This is a genomic window from Erwinia aphidicola (assembly GCF_024169515.1).
GTDB classification, from domain to species: Bacteria; Pseudomonadota; Gammaproteobacteria; order Enterobacterales; family Enterobacteriaceae; genus Erwinia; species Erwinia aphidicola.
The window spans coordinates 4,410,809-4,425,903 of record NZ_JAMKCQ010000001.1; the positions used below are offsets into that span (position 1 = coordinate 4,410,809).

General features: G+C 58.3%; 14 protein-coding genes. 6 read left to right on the forward strand and 8 right to left on the reverse strand.

The window, feature by feature from the left end; genetic code table 11:
• Positions 1-139: 139 nt before the first annotated feature.
• A complete protein-coding gene (locus J2Y91_RS20675; protein ID WP_048916248.1) occupies positions 140-817 on the reverse strand; it encodes a gamma-glutamylcyclotransferase in 678 nt (225 codons plus the stop codon).
• 292 nt (positions 818-1,109) lie between these two features.
• On the opposite strand from J2Y91_RS20675, the gene cscK reads away from it, so the two are divergent.
• From cscK to chaA, 6 genes are all read left to right on the forward strand, one after another.
• Complete coding sequence (cscK, locus tag J2Y91_RS20680; RefSeq protein WP_133623461.1) at positions 1,110-2,045, forward strand: fructokinase; 936 nt, start codon at positions 1,110-1,112, stop codon at positions 2,043-2,045.
• A gap of 130 nt (positions 2,046-2,175) precedes the next feature.
• The gene (locus tag J2Y91_RS20685) at positions 2,176-3,720 is read left to right on the forward strand and encodes a carbohydrate porin (protein ID WP_133623460.1); all 1,545 of its coding nucleotides are present in this window, start codon (positions 2,176-2,178) and stop codon (positions 3,718-3,720) included.
• 34 nt (positions 3,721-3,754) lie between these two features.
• A complete protein-coding gene (locus tag J2Y91_RS20690) occupies positions 3,755-5,128 on the forward strand; it encodes a sucrose-specific PTS transporter subunit IIBC (protein WP_133623459.1) in 1,374 nt (457 codons plus the stop codon).
• Complete coding sequence (locus J2Y91_RS20695) at positions 5,125-6,534, forward strand: sucrose-6-phosphate hydrolase (protein WP_133623458.1); 1,410 nt, start codon at positions 5,125-5,127, stop codon at positions 6,532-6,534. The genes J2Y91_RS20690 and J2Y91_RS20695 overlap by 4 nt, the downstream gene beginning before the upstream one ends.
• A gap of 28 nt (positions 6,535-6,562) precedes the next feature.
• Positions 6,563-7,579 (forward strand): LacI family DNA-binding transcriptional regulator, encoded by a 1,017-nt coding sequence (locus J2Y91_RS20700; RefSeq protein ID WP_253539286.1) that lies wholly within the window; start codon positions 6,563-6,565, stop codon positions 7,577-7,579.
• Between the two features lie 346 nt (positions 7,580-7,925).
• Positions 7,926-9,017 carry a sodium-potassium/proton antiporter ChaA gene (chaA, locus tag J2Y91_RS20705; RefSeq protein WP_048916254.1) on the forward strand — a complete coding sequence of 364 codons (1,092 nt, stop codon included), beginning with the start codon at positions 7,926-7,928 and terminating at the stop codon, positions 9,015-9,017.
• 185 nt (positions 9,018-9,202) lie between these two features.
• Here the strand turns inward: chaA and J2Y91_RS20710 are convergent, their stop codons facing one another.
• The 7 genes from J2Y91_RS20710 to hemA all read right to left on the reverse strand — a co-directional run bounded on the left by J2Y91_RS20710 (position 9,203) and on the right by hemA (position 15,038).
• The gene (locus J2Y91_RS20710; protein WP_133623456.1) at positions 9,203-9,616 is read right to left on the reverse strand and encodes an META domain-containing protein; all 414 of its coding nucleotides are present in this window, start codon (positions 9,614-9,616) and stop codon (positions 9,203-9,205) included.
• 112 nt (positions 9,617-9,728) lie between these two features.
• A complete protein-coding gene (kdsA, locus tag J2Y91_RS20715; protein ID WP_133623455.1) occupies positions 9,729-10,583 on the reverse strand; it encodes a 3-deoxy-8-phosphooctulonate synthase in 855 nt (284 codons plus the stop codon).
• A 28-nt stretch (positions 10,584-10,611) separates the two neighbouring features.
• Positions 10,612-11,421, reverse strand: a complete 810-nt coding sequence (gene sirB1 / locus J2Y91_RS20720) for an invasion regulator SirB1 (RefSeq protein ID WP_133623454.1) — start codon at positions 11,419-11,421, stop codon at positions 10,612-10,614.
• On the reverse strand, positions 11,418-11,816 hold the full coding sequence (locus J2Y91_RS20725; protein WP_133623453.1) for a SirB2 family protein: 399 nt from the start codon (positions 11,814-11,816) through the stop codon (positions 11,418-11,420). The genes sirB1 and J2Y91_RS20725 overlap by 4 nt, the downstream gene beginning before the upstream one ends.
• A gap of 9 nt (positions 11,817-11,825) precedes the next feature.
• A complete protein-coding gene (gene prmC / locus J2Y91_RS20730) occupies positions 11,826-12,662 on the reverse strand; it encodes a peptide chain release factor N(5)-glutamine methyltransferase (protein WP_133623452.1) in 837 nt (278 codons plus the stop codon).
• A complete protein-coding gene (gene prfA / locus J2Y91_RS20735) occupies positions 12,662-13,744 on the reverse strand; it encodes a peptide chain release factor 1 (protein ID WP_048916260.1) in 1,083 nt (360 codons plus the stop codon). Before prfA ends, prmC begins: the two co-directional genes overlap by 1 nt.
• A gap of 37 nt (positions 13,745-13,781) precedes the next feature.
• Entirely contained in the window at positions 13,782-15,038 is a 1,257-nt protein-coding gene (hemA, locus tag J2Y91_RS20740) for a glutamyl-tRNA reductase (protein WP_048916261.1), read from the reverse strand.
• Between the last annotated feature and the right edge of the window lie 57 nt (positions 15,039-15,095).

Sequence of the window (15,095 nt, forward strand, 5' to 3'; positions counted from 1 at the left end):
TTTCTGGTCGACCCGTCATGCCAATCCCGACCAGTAATGTCGTTTGCCGGGCGGACCGAAAAAGAGGGTCCGCCCCTACAAGACAGCTCCGGCCTTTAGCGGGGTCGACCGCTTTTCTGGTCGACCCGTCATGCGCTATTTATCCCACCATCCCGTTATGGCACTGCTGCAGCTCGCGCACGCGCTGCACCAGGTCGGTCAGACAATCGTCATACATCCCGCGCCGTTTCAGCTCCTGCTCAAGCGAGAACAGATACTGGGCATTGGTGCCGAGCGGTCCTTTGGCCTGCGCGATCAGCGGCGCGATAGTCTTCGGGCAGGAGTCGGCTTCGTACAGGGCGTGGCGCGGATCCATAACAAACACCAGCGCCGTCACGGTGCGGCCATCGTCCAGCGCCAGGTCACACCAGGTGGGCAGATAGCAGCCGGTGACCATCTCGCGCTTCCACAGCAGCTCGAGTTCCTCGTGCAGTTTGGCTTCGGGCAGGCAGAAAGCCAGCCCGGTGGTCTCGCCGCCCTCTTTCAGCGCCAGCATGCGTCCCGGCTGAACCGCTGTCCCGCGTCCGGCGGTCAGGCGCAGGCAGAACGCCCGGTGCCAGCCCTGCAGCGTGCCCGCAGCTACTTCATCCGCTTCAAACACCGGGTTCCACATGAGCGAGCCGTAGCCAAAAATCCACACCGGGCTGTGATCGGGACGACAGGCCAGCGTTGCCGCAAGGGACGCGGCACGCTGCTCACTGGTCCACAGCAGCGACTCCTCAATATCACCAAAGGCGGTTTTACAGTCTGCTTTTAATAAGAAATCTCTTGTTAACATTGCCACCTCCCACGCCACTGCCCTGAATCCGCGCTGTTATCACTGCTATCCCTGGAAAATGCGCGTTTTCAGCAAAAAAACTGAACGCTTTTAACGACCTTATGCATTTATGCGACTGCAATCAAGTTTGAACCTAATCACAAAAGAAAAAAAGTTTCACTTAAGCGATCGGCAGCAGGCCGGAAATATTTATGGTGAGCGGAAAAAAAGCGGCACGGGAAGTAAAAAGAACTTTTGATTTTTTTGCTAAACCAGTTTAGCTTTCAGTCGAAACCATTTAAGGATAATCAACATGCAAAAAAGAGTCTGGGTTCTGGGTGATGCGGTCATTGACCTGCTGCCGGAAGAGGAAGGACGGCTGCTGCAGTGCCCCGGCGGCGCACCGGCGAATGTTGCCGTCGGTATCGCCCGTCTGGGTGGCAACAGCGCATTCATTGGCTGCGTGGGAGACGACCCATTCGGCACGTTCCTGCAGCAGACGCTGCGCGCGGAGGGGGTGGATGCGCAATATATGTACCCCGCTGCCGGGCAGCGCACATCAACGGTACTGGTTTCACTGGATGCAGAGGGTGAGCGCCACTTCACCTTTATGGTGCGCCCCGCTGCCGATCTGTTCCTGACCCCCGACCGGCTTCCCGTCTTTCAGGCGCATGAAGGTCTTCACCTGTGCTCCATTGCGCTGAGCGCCGAACCGTCGCGCAGTGCCGCTTTACGGGCGATGCAGGCGGTGAAACAGGCCGGAGGCTGGGTCAGTTTTGACCCTAACCTGCGCAGCGATCTCTGGTCAGACGCCAATGAGATGAACGCCCTTCTGGCTCAGGCATTTGCTCTTGCGGATATCATCAAGCTGTCCGAGGATGAGTTATTTACGCTGACCGGCTGCCGCGAGATTGAGCCTGGCATTAAGCAGTTTACTGCCGATTACCAGCCCGCGCTGCTGCTGGTAACGCGCGGTAGCGAGGGAGTCACGGTCTGGCAATCGCAGCGCCAGCAGCACTATCCCGCGCCGCACGTCAGCGTGGTCGATACCACCGGCGCAGGCGATGCCTTTGTCGCCGGACTGCTGGCTGCGCTTGCGCGTGAAGCCAATCCGCTGGCCCCCCAGCAGCTGGAGAAGGCCATTCAGCAGGCCCAGCATAGCGGTGCCGCCGCCACCACGGCTAAAGGTGCCATGACCGCCCTGCCTTACGCAGACGAACTTCTCCGTTTCACCACCTTAGCAGGTTAAATTGCCAACCCGGTCACACTTCCTAAACCGGGTTAGCAAATCTGATTGAACAGCCTGATTCATTTCGCTTACGCTTCGCATCGAACCGGTTTAGCAAAATACAAAATAATCACTCTGGGATATCTTATTCATGATTAAACCTGGCACTCTGGCGATCGCTATTGGCATCGCCCTTTCCACTCCAACACTGGGCTACGCCGCACCGACCCTCGACAGCCTTGAAGCACGTCTGGTGGCCATGGAGCAGCGCCTGCAGCAGGCTGAAAGCCGCGCCGCCGATGCTGAAACACGCGCCACCGCTGCCGAACAGCAGGTTGCACATCTGCAAGCCCGTACTCAGGCACCGCTCGCCACTGCCCGACAGACGGACAGCGCTGCAGCGCCCACCCCGGCTGAACAACCCGCAACGAACGTGGCGGCCAGCGCCGCCGCGCTCAGTGAAGGTTTTGAGTTTCATGGCTACGCCCGCTCCGGCCTGATCATGAATGATTCAGCTGCGGGTACGCAGAGCGGCCCTTACCTGACGCCCGCCGGTGAGACGGGCGGCGCGGTCGGCCGTCTCGGCAACGAAAACAACACCTACGTCGAACTGAATCTTGAGCACAAGCAACAGTTGGCCAACGGCGCTACCACGCGATTTAAAGCGATGCTGGCCGACGGGCAGCGGGATTACAACGACTGGACCGGCAGCACCAGTGAACTGAACATCCGCCAGGCATTTGTTGAGCTGGGCAACCTACCGACCTTCAGCGGGGTGTTTGATAACAGTACCCTGTGGGCGGGAAAACGCTTTGACCGCGACAACTTTGATATCCACTGGCTCGATTCTGACGTGGTGTTCCTCGCGGGGACCGGCGGCGGGATCTATGACGTGCAGTGGAACGAGGGGCTAAAAAGTAACTTTTCACTCTACGGGCGTAACTTTGGTGATATTGAAACCATTGATAACACTATCCAAAACTACATTGTCACCAGCAACCATTTTGCCGGTCCGTTCCAGCTGATGGTCAGCGGCCTGCGCGCCAAAGATAACGACCAGCGGGTTAACCGCAGTCGCGATAACGATCGGGCAGGCGACAGCGGCATCCACGCGATGCTGGCTCTGCACAATGACAGTTTCTGGGGCCTGCGCAGCGGCAGCGCTAAAACTGCGCTGCTGTATGGTCATGGGCTGGGTGCGGAAGTGAAAGGGATTGGCTCCGATGGCAACCTGACGCAGCAGGCAGAAACCTGGCGCCTGGCCAGTTATGGCGTCACCCCGCTGAACAAAACATGGAGCTTTGCTCCGGCACTGCTGGCACAAACCAGCAGCGACCGCTATGCCGCCGGGGACCACTACCGCTGGGCGACGCTCAATGCCCGCCTGATCCAGGCGATAAACCAGAATTTCGCCCTGGCGTATGAGGGAAGTTATCAGTATATGGACCTCGATGCGCAGGGGTACAGAGATCGTCAGGCCGTTTCCGGCAGCTTCTGGAAGCTGACCGTCGCCCCGACCTTTAAAGTGGCGGATATCGGCGATTTCTTCACCCGGCCGGAGATCCGCTTCTTTGCCAGCTGGATGGACTGGAACAGCTCGCTCGATCGCTACGCCAGCGATGACACCTTCGGCAGCAGTGGCTTCAGCGCGGGCGGAGAGTGGAACTTCGGCGTTCAGATGGAAACCTGGTTCTGATACACATAAAAAACGATAAGCAAAAGGTGAAAGAATGGATATTGATAAAACAGCCAGGGCGCTCCTGCCGCTGCTTGGCGGACGGGAAAATATTGCCAGCGCAGCCCACTGCGCGACACGCCTGCGTCTGGTAATGGTCGATGACAATAAGGTACAGAAAGAGGACATTGAAGCCCTGGAAGGTGTCAAAGGCTGCTTCCGCAACGCCGGGCAGATGCAAATTATCTTCGGCAGCGGCCTGGTTAATAAAGTGCATGCCGCCTTCGTCCGTGAAGCAGGAATTAGCGAATCGAGCAAAAGCGAAGCGGCCGATATCGCCGCTAAAAAACTCAATCCGCTGCAGCGCATTGCACGGGTACTGTCGAATATCTTCGTGCCGATCATTCCGGCTATCGTCGCATCCGGCCTGCTGATGGGCCTGCTCGGCATGGTCAAGACCTACGGCTGGGTGAATCCCGACAGCGCGCTATTTATCATGCTGGATATGTGCAGCTCTGCCGCCTTTATTATTCTGCCGATCCTGATCGGCTTTACCGCCGCGCGTGAATTTGGTGGCAATCCTTACCTTGGCGCCACGCTGGGTGGCATTCTCACCCACCCGGCGCTGACCAATGCCTGGGGCGTCGCCAGCGGTTTCCACACCATGAATTTCTTCGGTCTGGAGATTGCGATGATCGGCTATCAGGGAACGGTGTTCCCGGTGCTGCTGGCGGTATGGTTTATGAGCCACTGCGAGAAACGCCTGCGGCGTGCGATCCCGGATGCGTTGGATATTATCCTCACCCCGTTCCTGACGGTGATTATTTCTGGCTTTGTCGCCCTGTTGATTATCGGCCCCGCCGGACGCGCGCTGGGTGATGGTATCTCGCTGGTGCTCAGCACGCTGATTGCCCACGCCGGCTGGCTGGCCGGACTGCTGTTTGGCGGATTGTATTCCGTGATTGTCATCACCGGCATCCATCACAGTTTCCACGCGGTTGAAGCCGGTCTGTTGGGCAACCCCGCAATTGGCGTTAACTTCCTGCTGCCAATCTGGTCGATGGCCAATATTGCTCAGGGCGGTGCCTGCCTGGCTGTCTGGTTTAAAACCCGGGATGTTAAGGTGCGCAGCGTGGTGCTGCCCTCGGCGTTTTCCGCCATGCTGGGGATCACCGAAGCCGCTCTGTTTGGCGTAAATCTGCGCTACATTAAACCCTTTATCGCCGGGCTGGTGGGCGGTGCAATCGGTGGCGCCTGGGTGGTGACGATGCACGTCAATATGACCGCCGTCGGCCTGACGGCCCTGCCAGGCCTGGCGATTGTGCAGGCCAGCTCGATGCTCAATTATCTTATTGGTATGGCTATCGCATTTGGCACTGCGTTTGTGCTCTCACTGCTGTTCAAAATTAAATTCGAGGCAAAAGCATGAGTGAAGCCCAGCGGGTAAAACAGGCCCTGCTGGCTGTCCTGCGCGGACAGCCTGGCGTCGCTGAAGACCCTCACCGCCCTGCCTGGCATCTTGCGCCACCGGTGGGGCTGATGAATGACCCCAACGGGTTTATTCAGTTCAACCAGCGCTATGTGCTCTGCTACCAGTGGAACCCACTCGCCTGCGCGCACGGGGCCAAGTTCTGGGGCCAGTGGAGCTCGGCTGACCTGGTCAACTGGCGCCATGAACCCCTGGCGCTGGCGCCGTCGGAAGAGTATGAAAGTCACGGCTGCTATTCTGGCAGCGCGGTGGACAATCAGGGCGAACTGACCCTGATCTATACCGGCAACGTAAAGTTTGACGACGGTCAACGTACGGCCTGGCAGTGTCTCGCTACCCGTAATGCAGCGGGTGACTATACCAAGCTGGGGCCGGTAGTTGCTTTGCCAGCCGGTTATACCGGCCACGTGCGCGACCCAAAAGTCTGGCAGCATGCTGAGCAGTGGTACATGGTTCTCGGCGCTCAGGACCTCAATCTACAGGGTAAGGTACTGCTGCTGCGCTCGCCGGACCTGCATCAGTGGACGCTGCTGGGTGAAATCGCCGGTAGCCAGCTCAACGGCCTTGGTGATTTTGGCTACATGTGGGAGTGCCCGGACCTGTTCACACTTGGTGAGCACAGCGTACTGCTGGTCTGCCCGCAGGGGCTGCCGGCGGCAGACGGGCGGTATCTGAATACCTTCCAGAGCGGCTATTTCTGCGGCACGCTCGATTATGACCATCATCAGTTCAGCCACGGTGAGTTTCATGAGCTGGACCTGGGCTTTGAGTTTTATGCCCCTCAAACCTGCCTGAGTGACGACGGACGCCGCCTGCTGATCGGCTGGATGGGCATACCCGACGAGGATGAGTTTTACCAGCCGACCAAAGCCTACGGCTGGATGCACACCATGACCTGCCCACGTGAACTGACGCTGCGATCTGAGCGCATTTACCAGCAGCCAGCGCGCGAGCTGCAGCAGCTTCGCCAGCAGCAGGTAACGCTAAACGCCCGCGCTGACGAACTTCCGCTGCTGGCGATCGACAGCGCAGAGCTGGAACTGACCTTTAACGGCAGCTTTAGGGCTAACTTCGCCGATACGCTGCAGCTGGTGGTTGAGCCAGGCGGCATCTGGCTGCACCGCAACAATCTGCGCAGCGGTGAAGCGGAGCAGCGGCAGTGGCTGGGCAGCGTCCACAGTCTGCGTATTCTTTGCGACCGCTCCAGCGTTGAGATCTTTATTAACCAAGGTGAAGCGGTGATGTCGGCTCGCTACTTTCCCGGCCCGCAGCCGCGGCTGCATTTTAGCGGCGGCGCGCAGATCGCCCTGCATCACTGGAGGTTACGGCAATGCGTGATAGAATAAGGCGATGAGCCATCACACCTAAGCCACTGTGAATAAAAACAAACGTATCACGATTAACGATATTGCCCGGCTGGCAGGCGTGTCCAAATCTACTGCCAGCCTGGTTCTTAATGGCCGGGGAAAGGAGCTGCGCGTCGCGGAAGGAACCCGCAGCCGGGTGATGGAGATCGCCCGCCAGCAGCATTACCAGCCAAGCATCCATGCCCGCGCATTAAACTCCAGCCGCAGCCATACCCTCGGGCTGGTGGTGCCAGAAATGACCAACCACGGCTTTGCCCGTTTCTCTCATGAACTGGAAATGCTGTGCCGCGATGCTGGCCTGCAGCTGCTTATCGCCTGCACCGCGGAAAATGCCAGCCAGGAGACGCTGGCGGTGAATAATTTGATCCAGCGCCAGGTTGACGGGCTGATTGTGGCTTCCAGCATGCTCAATGATGCTGAATATCAGAAGATTAATCAGCAGCTGCCCGTGGTGCTGTTTGACCGCCATCTTGGCGACTCCACCCTTCCTCTGGTGATCACCGATGCCACCGGCCCCACCGCCACGCTGGTCGAAGCCGTGGCGCGCGAAGGCTATGACGAACTCTATTTCTTTGGCGGACAGCCGCGAATTTCACCGACGCGCGATCGTCTGGCGGGCTACCGTCTCGGGCTGGAGCGTGCCGGGTTAACGCTAAATCCGCAGTGGATCATGCACGGTCACTATCACGCCAGCTCCGGCTATGAAATGTTTGCCGAGCTCTACGCGCGGCTTGGGCGGGTGCCGCAGGCGCTATTTTGCGCCGCCTGTGGCCTGCAGGAAGGTGTCCTGCGTTACCTCAGCCAGCACGGCCTGCTGAATACGCCGATGCACCTGTGCAGCTTTGACGACCACTATCTGTATGACGCGCTCTGCGTAAGCATTGATACCGTTGAGCAGGATGAACGCCTGCTGGCATGGAACTGCTTCGAGATGGTCACCCGACTTGTCGATGAGCAGATACCGGAAGAGACTCAGCGCTGGTTACCCGCACGGTTAATCTGGCGCCGTGCGACAGCCAAGTAGCCCTTGGGGATGGCTGTAAAATAGAGCCACTCCCCAGACTTTTTATCTGCAGCCTGCGTTTTTGCATCATAGCGCCATCATTTTCCGTCCATTATGGCTTAATTAATTACTTCCGGACAATAAAGACCCCAGTTTTTCATTAAGATAGCTACATAAGTGCAATAAATAGCTGTTATAGCCCGTTATTCATAAAACCCCGTAAAATAGCGTAAATTTCTGCCAAAAGCGGCGAAAAAAGGTTACACTTTCGCCACTTGTCTTTCATATTGTCAGACTATGTTTAATGGGCCTGCGGTGTGGTTTGCCGATTTCAGGCCAACAGGATAAGGTTAAGGAGCGTTTGCCTATGAGTGCGCACGAGAGCAGTAAAACCCGTCACACCGAGTATTCCCTCATCTTTCCCATCGCCGCACTGACCATTTTATGGTTTTGGGGCAACACCGCATCATTTCCTCTGGTCATTGGCATCAACCTGATTGCGCTGATCGCCATCCTCAGCAGCGCCTTCAGCGTGGTACGTCATGCCGACGTATTAGCCCACCGCCTGGGCGAGCCCTATGGTTCCCTGATCCTCAGCCTCTCCGTGGTGATCCTTGAAGTCAGCCTGATCTCCGCGCTGATGGCCACCGGCGACGCCGCGCCCGCGCTGATGCGCGACACGCTCTATTCGATCATTATGATTGTTACCTGCGGCCTGGTGGGCTTTGCGCTGCTGCTCGGCGGCAACAAGTTTGCCACCCAGTATGTCAATCTGGCGGGGGTTAAACAGTATCTGATTGCGATTTTCCCGCTGGGGATGATCGTGCTGGTACTGCCGAATGCCCTGCCCGGCGGCAACTTTACCATCGGTCAGGCGCTGCTGGTTTCGGCCATTTCTGCGGCGATGTACGGCGTGTTCCTGCTGATCCAGACCAAAACGCACCAGAGTCTGTTTGTCTATGAGCACGAAGATGACGGTGACGATCCGCACCACGGTAAGCCCTCGGCGCACTCCAGCCTCAGGCACACCCTATGGCTGATTGTGCATCTGGTGGCGGTGATTGCCGTGACCAAAATGAATGCCAATACGCTGGAGTCACTGCTGACCGAGCTCAACGCACCGGAGCAGTTTACCGGCTTCCTGGTGGCACTGTTGATCCTGTCTCCTGAAGGGTTGGGCGCGATTAAAGCGGTGCTGGCCAATCAGGTACAGCGCGCGATGAACCTGTTCTTCGGCTCCGTGCTGGCGACCATCTCACTGACGGTGCCGGCGGTGACGATTATCGCCACGCTGACCGGGCAGCAGCTGATCTTCGGGCTGGAGCCGCCGCAGATGGTGGTGATGATTTCCGCCCTGCTGCTGTGCCAGATATCGTTCTCTACCGGGCGCACCAACGTGCTAAACGGCGCGGCGCATCTGGCCTTGTTTATCGCTTATCTGATGACGGTGATGCTGTAAAATCGGCACCGGGCGACCGGAAAAAATGGCCTTCATTACGATGGGTGCTAATCATCGGCACGGGGCGACCGGAAAAAATGGCCTTCATCACGATTAGTGCTAATCATCGGCACGGGGCGACCGGAAAAAATGGTCGCCCCCTACAAGTAAAAGGGCTGACCATTTTTCGGGTCAGCCCTTTGATTTTATTGCGCCTGATACTGCAAAGTATGGCCGCTGCCGGTCAGCGTCAGCGACTGCTCATCCACCTTCACCTCAGCGCCATTCATCAACATCTGCGTCAGCGTCTGCTCCCACTTGTTCAGATCGGCATTGCTGCACAGCATGCGCGTGGAGGCCAGCTGCGGCACGCTCAGTCGTCCCTGCTCTACTTTGCCCTGACCGAAGAAACGGTTGCACATCACCCCGCTCACCTTCAGCCCTTCACTAAAACCGATCCCCGGCCGGATGCCCTCATGCGGCACGACAGCCTGGCCGTCCACCGCGCTGAGCACAAACTGACGATTCGCCAGCTGGCTGGCATCCGTCGGGCTGGTGTTGCTGTGGCTGCAGCCGCTCAGCGCGACAGCACCCAGTAACAGTAAAGTGACTTTTTTCATTATGACTCCTTAGATTGGCAATCCATGTTAACAACTGAGTAAGCAGGAAATAACGGCGCAGGGCGCGGATAAAGAGCGGGCCAGAATATCTGGCCCGCAGGAGAAAGGAAGTTTAGTTGCTGGTATCGAGTTCAGGGAAGCTTTTCACCAGGTCATCAATCGCTTTCATCTGCTTGAGGAACGGCTCCAGCTTGTCGAGCGGCAGCGCGGACGGGCCATCGCACTTGGCGTTCGCCGGGTCCGGGTGCGCTTCGATAAACAGGCCGGCAATGCCAACGGCCATGCCGGCGCGTGCCAGTTCAGAAACCTGACCGCGACGACCGCTGGACGCGGCACCCATCGGGTCACGGCACTGCAGCGCATGCGTCACGTCGAAGATCACCGGGCTGTTGTTCGATACCTGCTTCATCACGTTGAAGCCCAGCATGTCGACCACCAGGTTGTCATAACCGAAGTTGGCACCGCGATCGCACAGGATCACTTTATCGTTGCCGCCTTCAGCAAACTTATCCACGATGTTACCCATCTGGCCAGGGCTGACAAACTGCGGCTTCTTGACGTTGATTACCGCGCCGGTTTTCGCCATCGCTTCCACCAGATCGGTCTGGCGGGCAAGGAAGGCGGGCAGCTGGATCACGTCAACCACGTCGGCCACGGTCTGTGCCTGGCTGGCTTCGTGCACGTCGGTGATGATTTTCACGCCGAACGCCTGCTTAATTTCCTGGAAGATTTTCATCCCCTCTTCGAGGCCCGGGCCACGGTAAGAGTGGATGGATGAGCGGTTGGCTTTATCAAACGAGGCTTTGAACACGTAGGGAATACCCAGCTTCTGGGTTACGGTGACGTAATGCTCACAGATACGCATCGCCAGGTCGCGCGATTCCAGCACGTTCATCCCGCCAAACAGCACGAACGGCAGGTCGTTTGCGACGTTAATGTCGCCAATGCTTACCACTTTCTGATTCATGTCTTCGCCTTTATAGAGTTCACTGCGTTTAGTGAAGGGTAATCTGTTTTTGCTCGATAGAGTGGATCTGCACCTTAATCATTTCGCTGACCGGATCTTCCGGGCACTGCTCAACAAAGTAGGTCAAATCGTTCAACGCCACGTGTCCACACTCCAGCTGGGCGAAAATCAGCCCGCGGTCGCGGATCTCATACGGGTCCTCCGGATCCATCTGCACCAGCACCTGGCTGACGTGCAGCGCCATTTCCATCTGCTTCTCATCCATCAGGGAGGATTTCAGCGTGTCGAGCATTTTGCGCAGGACCGCCAGCGGCTCGGCTTCCTGTAAATCGTCATCATACAGTTCGGCAATCGGCCCGATGTTGCCCTTCAGCCACACTTCCAGCTGGTGCTCATCCAGGGTTTCGCCATCAAACGGGTTGATCAGCCACATATCCTGATCGATCCACTCGGCGCGCAGGATCAGCTGCGTCGGGAAGATCACCGGGAACAGCGGCAGATCGAGCTTGCCTGCAATATGCAGAAAAATCACCCCCAGCGACACCGCGGTGCCCTGGCGGGTACGTAAAACATTATCCAGCCACAGCGTATCCGACAGGCGATAAACGCCGCTTGCGCCACCAAAACCCCAGCGGCCCCAGAACAGCGCGATCAGCTGCTCAACCTGTAAGTCGGCGGCCAGTTCGGGCGCGATCTCTGCGCGTGCTTCGGCAACCAGTGCCGACAACTGCTTTCTGACGTCTTCAGCCGGAAAGTCGCTGCGTATCGCCAGCGACGCAGCGATCACCGCCTCACTCAGCGGCGCGGCGGTAAAATCAAAATCAGCGATGGACGTCATACAAACCCCAGCAATGGCATTTTAGTGGTGGCTAACTGAACGATGGCCACAAGGGCGATTAACGCCACAATGAACGCTATCCAGCGTACTTTTTGCGCGCGCGGACGTCGTCCCAGGGCAATAGCGCCCAGCGCGATATAGATGATAACGCCAAACAGCTTCTCAGTCAGCCAGTTGCCCTGCGGTGTAAACGGGTAAAAGTGGGTAATAGTGACCAGCAGCACGCCAGAGAGCAGCAAAAGCGTGTCGTTGAGATGCGGCACAATACGCACCCAGCGGCGCTGCAGCATGGCTGAACCGGTCTGCAACCAGTAAAAGCGCAGCAGAAACAGCGCGGCGGTGATGGCGACGGTCAACAGATGAAAATTTTTAAGTGGAAGGTACCATGCGGCCATAAAAGCTCCTTAATTACGCGTTATCTGCCCGAGCGTTACGCGGTCGTTGCCGCCATAATCCTGACAGGTTTCCACCTGACAGAAGCTGTTCTCACGCAGGATTTGCCGCACCGCTTCACCCTGCTGCCAGCCATGTTCCAGCAGCAGCCAGCCGTTATCCGCCAGATACTTCCCGGCGCAGCAGGCAATAATTTTGATATCGGCCAGGCCCTGATCGTCAGCCACCAGCGCGCTGGCGGGCTCAAAGCGCACATCGCCCTGCGACAGATGGTGGTCGGCGGCATCGATATAGGGGGGGTTACTGACGATCAGCTGGAAACGCTGAGCGTCCAGCGCTGAAAACCAGTCGCTTTGCAGGAAGCGGGCGTTAGGCAGATTGAGTTTCGTGCCATTGTGCTTTGCCAGCGCCACTGCCGCCGCAATGCGGTCAACGCCGGTCACCTGGCAGTCAGCGCGTTCACTGGCCAGCGCCAGCGCAATCGCGCCGGTACCGGTGCCGAGGTCAAGAATGGCGCACGGGTCTGCAGGCAGGCGGCTTAGCGCCTGCTCAACCAGCACTTCGCTGTCCGGGCGCGGGATCAGGGTGTCGGGCGACACGCTGAGCGGCAGCGACCAGAATTCACGTTCACCGATAAGGTACGCCACCGGCTCCCCGGCGGCGCGGCGCGCCAGCAGCATCTCCAGCGCGGCCAGCTGGCTGTCATCCAACTGCGCATCGTCAAAAGCGATCAGCCAGGCGCGGGATTTACCGCTCACCCATGCCAGCAGGATCTCCGCGTCGCGTTTCGGGCTTTCGCTGCTGCTGAGACGGGCTATCGCCGCTCGCAGCCAGACACGGATTTGCACTACTCGTTCCCGGCAAGCGCAGCCAGCTGATCGGCCTGGTATTCCTGCACAATCGGCTCAATCAGCGCGTCCAGCTTGCCTTCCATCGCTTCATCCAGACGGTAAATCGTCAGGTTGATACGGTGATCGGTGACGCGGCCCTGCGGGAAGTTATAGGTGCGGTTACGGTCCGAACGGTCGCCGCTGCCGAGCAGGTTGCGACGGGTCGAGGACTCTTGCTCCTGCCGGCGCGCCATTTCGGCGGCGCGAATACGGGACCCGAGCACGCCGAGCGCTTTGGCTTTGTTTTTATGCTGGGAACGTTCGTCCTGGCACTCCACCACGATGCCGGTTGGCAGGTGGGTAATACGGATCGCCGAGTCGGTGGTGTTAACGTGCTGGCCACCCGCGCCCGATGAACGGAAGGTATCAATTTTCAGGTCGGACGGATTAATCTCCGGCAGCTCCGCTTCCGGTACTTCCGGCAGCACCGCCACGGTACAGGCTGAGGTGTGGATACGCCCCTGAGATTCGGTTTCCGGCACGCGCTGCACGCGGTGACCGCCGGATTCAAACTTCAGGCGCCCGTAGGCACCCTCGCCAATCACTTTGGCAATCACCTCTTTGTAGCCGCCGTGCTCGCCTTCGTTGGCGCTCATCACTTCGACACGCCAGCGGCGCGATTCAGCGTAGCGGCTGTACATGCGGAACAGATCGCCGGCAAAGATCGCCGCTTCGTCACCGCCGGTTCCGGCACGAATTTCCAGATAACAGTTACGCTCATCATCCGGATCTTTCGGCAGCAGCAGCACCTGCAGCTGCTGCTCCAGCGCTTCGCTGGCGGCACGCGCCTCTTTTAGCTCTTCCTGTGCCATCTCACGCATTTCGGCGTCATCCAGCATCATTTCGGCGGTTTCAATGTCTTCCTGGGTTTGCTGCCACTGACGGAAGCACTGACTGACGTCGGTCAGCTGGGCGTATTCGCGGGATAAAGCGCGGAAACGCTCCTGATCGGCAATCACACCAGCATCGCCCAGCATCGCCTCAACTTCTTCGTGGCGCTCCTGCAAGGCTTCCAGCTTGGCAACAATAGAAGGCTTCATTCGTGTAGTTTTACCTTGTAAAATAGAGGTTTAAACGCTATTCCAGCCCGAGGCTGTCGCGTAAAATTTGCAGGCGTTCGCCATCGCCATCGCGGGCGGCCTGCTGAAGAGATTTGGTTGGAGCGTGGATCAGACGGTTGGTCAGTTTGTGGGCCAGGTCACGCATCACCGCTTCGGGGTCTGCACCCTGCTGCAGTGCGGCAAGCGCCCGCGCCTGCAACTCTTCCCTGACCTGCTCTGCCTGCGAACGGTAGTCGCGGATGGTTTCAACGGCGCTCTGCGCGCGCAGCCAGGACATAAACTCGCTGCTTTCCTGTACCACGATGGTTTCAGCCTGCACCGCAGCCGCCTGGCGCTGAGCCATATTGCTTTCAATAATCGCCTGCAGGTCATCCACGCTGTACAGATAGGCGTTCGGCAGCTTGCCCACTTCCGGCTCCACGTCACGCGGTACGGCAATATCCACCAGCAGCATCGGCTGGTTGCGGCGCTGCTTCAGCGCACGCTCCACCATCCCTTTGCCGATGATCGGCAGCGGGCTGGCGGTTGAACTGATGATAATGTCGGCTTCTGCCAGCCGTGAATCGATCTCCGCCAGGCCTATCACCTCAGCCCCGACTTCATCCGCCAGCACCTGCGCACGCTCGCGGGTACGGTTAGCGATGATCAACTTCTTCACCTTGTGCTGATGCAGATGGCGCGCGGCCAGCTCGATAGTCTCGCCCGCCCCGACCATCAGCACGGTGACGGTCGACAGCGATTCGAAGATCTGGCGCGCCAGGGTACAGGCGGCAAACGCGACCGATACCGCACTGGCACCGATTTCAGTTTCGGTGCGCACGCGTTTGGCGACGGAGAAGGTTTTCTGGAACATGCGCTCCAGTTCGCTGGAGAGCGAATGGCCGCGCTGGGAGTCGGCAAAGGCTTTTTTCACCTGGCCTAAAATCTGCGGTTCACCGAGCACCAGCGAATCCAGGCCACTGGCAACGCGCATCAGATGACTGACCGCTTCGTCACCCTGGTGCCAGTAGAGGCTTTTACGCACCTCTTCAACGCTCAGATGATGGTAATCACACAGCCACGACACCAGCTGCTCCTGCAGATTTTCCTGCTGCTCAACGCTCAGGTACAACTCGGTACGGTTACAGGTAGACAGCACAACGCCGCCCTGAACCAGCGGCTGTGCCAGCAGGCTGTTAAGCGCCTGATCCAGCGTGTCCGGCGAGAACGTAACGCGTTCGCGCAGAGCCACAGGTGCCGTTTTGTGATTGATGCCGAGTGCCAGTAACGTCATGGTGCGAGGTTGGGTTAATCCCACAGTTGTCAGGGTTTTGTGAGGCGCATTCTACAA